Raw genomic sequence first — 5,157 nt, forward strand, 5'->3', positions numbered from 1 at the left:
CAGGCCGTGCAGCCAGGCGGGCAGGGCGAGGCCGAGCGGCGCCGCGGCGCCGAGGGCGATGGCCGCCAGCAGCAGGGCGGCGGCGAGACCGAGCAGGCGGGGCGTGGGCTTCATGAGCGCGGCGCGGCCACCTGGGCGAGCAGCTGGGCGAGCACCCGGTCGACGTCCTGGCCCTCGATCTCCAGCTCCGGCGCCAGGCGCAGGCGGTGGCGCAGCACCGCCGGCGCACAGGCCTTGAGGTCGTCCGGGGTGACGAACTCGCCGCCGTGCAGCAGGGCGCGGGCGCGGGCGCAGCGCACCAGGGCGATGGAAGCGCGGGGACCGGCGCCGAAGGCCAGCCCCGGCCAGTCGCGGGTGGCGCGCACCAGGCGCACCGCGTAGTCGAGCACCTGATCGTCGATCGGCAGCTCGGCGCAGATGCGCTGCAGCACCGGCACGTCGCGCTCGCGCAGCAGCGGGCGCAGGGCGGCGACGTCGAGCATGTCGCCGCGCGCCGTGCGGGTCACCAGGCGCACCAGCTCCAGCTCCTCGAGATGCGCCGGATAGTCCATGCGCAGCTTGAGCATGAAGCGGTCCAGCTCGGCCTCGGGCAGCGGGTAGGTGCCTTCCTGCTCGATGGGGTTCTGCGTGGCCAGCACCATGAACGGCCGCGGCACCGGCAGGGCGTTGCCCTCCAGGGTGACCTGGCGCTCCTGCATCACCTCGAGCAGCGCCGCCTGGGTCTTGGCCGGCGCGCGGTTGATCTCGTCGGCGAGCAGCAGGTTGGTGAACACCGGCCCCTGGCGCAGCTTGAACTGCTCGCTGGCCAGGTCGTAGACGGCGTGGCCGGTGACGTCGCTGGGCATCAGGTCGGGGGTGAACTGGATGCGCGCGAAGCGGCCGCCGAAGCAGCGCGCCAGGGCGCGCACCAGCAGGGTCTTGCCCAGGCCGGGGACGCCCTCGATCAGCACGTGGCCGCCGGCGAGCAGGGCGCAGAGCACGTCGTCGATCACCTGCTGCTGGCCGATCAGCGCCAGGCCGAGTTCGGCGCGCACCGCCTGGATCAGTTGCACGGCGCGCTGGTGCTGGTTGACGGCGGGCCTGTCGTCGCCGACCGGCGGTTCGGCCGCGGCCACGGTTTCCGCCGGCGGCGCGTCCCGGTCGTCCGGGGTGGCGGTCGCGGGGGCGATGGGCTGGGCGTCGGATTCTTCGCTCATCATAGGGCATTCCTGAGTCGTTGCAGGTGGGCGACCTGGCGGGTGAACTGGGCGGCATCGATGCGCTGCTCGCCGAGCGGACGCATGGCCTGGCCGATCTGGCTGGGCGTGAGGCGGGCGAGACGGCCGAGCAGCTGCCACTGTTCGGTGACTGGCAGGCGCTCGAAGCCGGGGTGGCGCTGGCGGGCGCGCTGGCGCACCTCGGCCTGCAGGCGGGCGAGCAGGGCGGCGTGGCCGCTCTGCCGGCAGAGGAAATCGGCGCTGGCCTGCAGGTGCTCGCCGAGCTGGCGGCGCGCCGGTGGCGGGTCGGCCTGCAGCGGGCCGTGGCGCAGGCCGAAGCGCCAGAGCAGCAGGGCGACCAGCAGGGCGAGGGCGGCCAGCGCCTCGGGGAAGTGGTGCAGCAGCAGGGACGGCAGGGATTCGCTGGCGAGGCGCTGGAGCAGCACGACCTGGCTGTCCTGGGTCAGGTACCAGAGCAGCCAGGCGTGGTCGTGCTCGCCGATGTGGCTGTTGCGCCACAGGTTGCCGTCGCTGAGCACGGTGACCAGGCCGTCGCCATGGCCGAGTTGCAGCAGGTGGGTGGCCCTGGCGCTGTTGGCCCAGGCATGGGCGCGGTTGCCGGCGTCCTCGAGGTGGTAGCGGGTATCGAAGGCGAAGTAGGCCGGCGCCTGTTCGTTCTCCAGGTACAGCTTGGTCAGCTCGGGCCAGGGCTCCTCGGCGGCGGTTTCCGGCGTCTCCGCCAGGCTGGCGCTGGGCAGGCGGTGCACCTGCAGCAGGTCGAGCAGCAGGTCGTCGCTGCGCTGGCGCTGTTCGTTCCAGTTGGCCTGGGCGATCACCAGCAGGTGGCCGCCGGCGGCGGCCCAGTCGAGCAGGCGCTGGTTCTGGGCGGCGGTCAGTTCGCGGCGCGGGCCGAGCAGCACCAGGGTGTGGCCGGCGGGCGGGGTGTCTTCGAGCACCCCGGCCAGGCTGTCGGCGCGGCCGACCTCGACCTGGCGCTGGCGCAGGAAGCGCTCGGCGGCCAGCCAGGGATTGCTGCGCGCCTCCGGCGCCGGGCCGAGCTCGACGCTGCGCCACTGCGGGTCGAGGTTGCCGAGCAGCAGGAAGGCCAGCGCGGCGAGCAGCGACAGGCCGGCGAGAGCGCCCCACAGGCGTTGGCGGGCGGTCATGGGGTCACCTCCGCGCTGCGGGCGCGGCTGTTCAGTTCCAGCGCGCGCCAGGCGGCGCACAGCTCGGGGCCGAGCTCGGCCGGCGGCGGGCGACTGCCGTAGGCGAGCGCCTGCCAGGCCTGCAGCAGGCGGGCGGCGAAGCGCGCCAGCGGCGCATCGTCGAGGCGCTGCAGCAGGACCAGCACCTCCCCCTCGGTGTGTGCCGGGGTCAGCGGCAGGCGGCGCTGGTGCAGCAGGTGGCTGAGCAGACCGCGATAGAGCAGGCCGAGAGCGGCGCGCGGATCGTGCGGCCACAGCTGCTCGACGCTGGCCGGCAGGTCGTCCGGCAGGCTGCGCGGATCGACGGCCAGGCCGAACAGCTCGACCGGCGTTTCCGCCACGGGCGTCTCGGCGGCCGGAGCGCGGCGGACGAACAGCGCCAGCCAGTCGCGATAGCGCCAGACCAGCACGGCGATGCCGCCGGCCAGCAGGGTCCACAGCAGCGCCTCGATGAGTTCGGCGAAGCCGCCGGTCCAGGCCGGCGGCGCATCGGGCAGGGAGCGGTCCGCCGCGTCGGGCTGGTCGGTATCCGGCCAGCCCCAGTCGAGGCGCTCCTCGTGGCGGCGGAACGGCGGCGCGTCGAGCAGGGCGTGGATCTCGCGCTGCGCCTCGGCGCTGCTCAGCGGCTGGTGGGTGAGGCGCGGCGCCTCGGGCCCTGCGGCGTCCGTCACCGGCAGCGGGCAGGCGGCGCTCTCCAGGACTGCCGCGGCAGTTTCGGGCGGCGCCGTTTCGGCCAGTGCCGTGCGCCCGGGCAGCAGCAGGGCGAGGCCGAGCAGCACCACCAGGCCGGTCTGGCCGAGGCGTTCGAGCAGGCGGCGGAAGGCCAGTTCGAGATCCCAGGCCTCCAGCTCGCTGCGCCGGTTGAGGTAGAGGCTGAAGCCGCAGGCGACGTAGACCGGTTCCCAGACCACCAGCACCAGGGCGTAGCAGGCGTTGCTCAGGTGCTCCAGCCACAGCCATTCCTGCGGCGGGCGCAACACCGCGCTGGCCAGGGTGAGCGGATCGCGGAGCTGTTCGGGGAGCATCAGGTAGATCAGCACCAGCAGGCCGGCCCACAGCAGCAGTTCGACGTGCATGCCGAGCAGGGTCAGCCAGCGCGCCACGCCGCTGCGCCGGCCGAGGGCGTGCAGGCGCTGGCGGCGCGCGCTGCCGCGCAGGTTCTCCAGCTGGGTCAGCGGCAGGGTGAAGCTGCGGCTCAGGCTGAAGCGCCGCCAGGTCAGGCTGGCCAGCAGCTCGCCGCGCAGCAGCGCGGGCCAGGCGCGCAGGGCCTGGCCGAGGGTCGGCGTGGCGCCGAACAGGGCGCGCGAGAGGATGTGCAGCGGCAGGCGTTCGAAGGCCGGCTTCAGCCACCAGAACAGCAGCAGGGCGATGCTCGGCTGTTCCCGGAACAGCAGGCCGAGCAGCGCCAGCAGCGGCAGGGTGAGCAGCGCCCAGCTGCCCAGCAGCAGGCCGGCGTGGCGCTGCACCAGGTGCACGCCCAGGTCGACGGCTTCCCACGCGCTGCGCGGGCGCAGGGCGGCCTCGGCGGCGCTCAGCGACATGCGCGGCTCCGCGGGAGGCTGGCGAGTGGCTCGGTGATCACGACGACTCCCTGTGTTCGGTTCGATCGATCCAGTCAGCGGCGGCGCCCGCCGAGGCCGAAGTAGGCGCCGACCAGCAGCCACAGCGCGATGCCGACGGTGTACTTGACGGTCACCGGAAAGCGGGTGACCGACGACCAGTAGGCCTCGACGAAGGCGGCGATCAGCAGCAGGCCGATCACTCCGGCGAGCAGGCCGACGCAGCCGCGCGCGGCACTGCGCAGGGCGGCGCGGCGGCTGCGTGGTCCGGGCATCACGAGGGCGCCGCCCAGCTGCAGGCCGGCGGCGCCGGCGAAGGTTATGGCAGTCAGCTCGAAAGCGCCATGGCCGACGACGAAGCCGAGGAAGGTTTCGTCGTAGCCGATGCGGATCAGGTGGCCGGCGATGGCGCCGATGTTGAGGCCGTTGTAGAGCAGGAAGAACAGCGAGCCGATGCCGAGCAGCAGGCCGCTGGCGAAGGTTTGGAAGGCGATGCCGATGTTGTTCATGATGTAGTAGCCGAACATCAGCCAGTCGTCGCCGCTGCCGCGCCCGGCCCAGGGGCCGAGGCGGCTGGAGTCGGGGTCGTACATCAGCTCCATCTTCGCCACCTGCTGCGGTGACAGCAGACTGTAGATCAGTTCGGGGAACAGGTAGACCAGCAGGCCCATGCCCAGCAGGCTGCCGTAGAACAGCAGGCTGGCGAGCAGGATGCTGCGCCAGGCGGCGCGCACCTGGCGCGGGAAGCCGCCGAGCAGGAAGCCGAGCAGGCGCGGACCGAGGCCGCGAGGGGGGCGGTACAGCTGCTGGTGGGCGCGCAGGACCAGCTGCTGCAGGTATTCGACCAGGTTGGGACTGTAGGCGCGGCTCTGCGCCAGGGCCAGATGCTGGCACAGGCGCCGATAGTCGGCGGCGAAGGCACCGGCCAGCGACTCGAGTGACTTGCCTTGCTCCAGCAGCCTGAGCTGGCCCTCGAGGGCCTGCCACTGGCTCCGGTGAAGGGCCTCGAACTGCGCCTGTCTCATGGTTCGCCCCGCAGGCCGGCGGCGATGCGCTGCAGGCGCAGCGGGGCCTCGTCCGGCGACACGCCGAGCACCGGGGCGAGCAGGCCGGCCAGCTCCTCGCGGCGCGCCGGCGACAGCTGGCGCCGGCGCTCGTCGAAGGCGAGCAGGGCGCGCTGCTCCTCGGCACGCAGGG

4 protein-coding genes are annotated in these 5,157 nt (G+C 73.5%); all 4 read right to left on the minus strand.

Going from position 1 to position 5,157, the window contains the following annotated elements; translation table 11 throughout:
• Positions 1-110: 110 nt before the first annotated feature.
• Positions 111-1,196, minus strand: coding sequence for a MoxR family ATPase (locus tag E5198_RS20275; RefSeq protein WP_136491724.1), 1,086 nt, complete (start codon positions 1,194-1,196; stop codon positions 111-113).
• On the minus strand, positions 1,196-2,362 hold the full coding sequence (locus tag E5198_RS20280; RefSeq protein WP_136491725.1) for a DUF4350 domain-containing protein: 1,167 nt from the start codon (positions 2,360-2,362) through the stop codon (positions 1,196-1,198). The genes E5198_RS20275 and E5198_RS20280 overlap by 1 nt, the downstream gene beginning before the upstream one ends.
• Positions 2,359-3,942 (minus strand): DUF4129 domain-containing protein, encoded by a 1,584-nt coding sequence (locus E5198_RS20285; protein WP_136491726.1) that lies wholly within the window; start codon positions 3,940-3,942, stop codon positions 2,359-2,361. Before E5198_RS20285 ends, E5198_RS20280 begins: the two co-directional genes overlap by 4 nt.
• 74 nt (positions 3,943-4,016) lie before the next feature.
• Positions 4,017-4,985 (minus strand): stage II sporulation protein M, encoded by a 969-nt coding sequence (locus E5198_RS20290; protein WP_136491727.1) that lies wholly within the window; start codon positions 4,983-4,985, stop codon positions 4,017-4,019.
• Between the last annotated feature and the right edge of the window lie 172 nt (positions 4,986-5,157).

The organism is Pseudomonas sp. A-1 (assembly GCF_004801855.1).
In the GTDB taxonomy this organism is placed as follows: Bacteria; Pseudomonadota; Gammaproteobacteria; order Pseudomonadales; family Pseudomonadaceae; genus Geopseudomonas.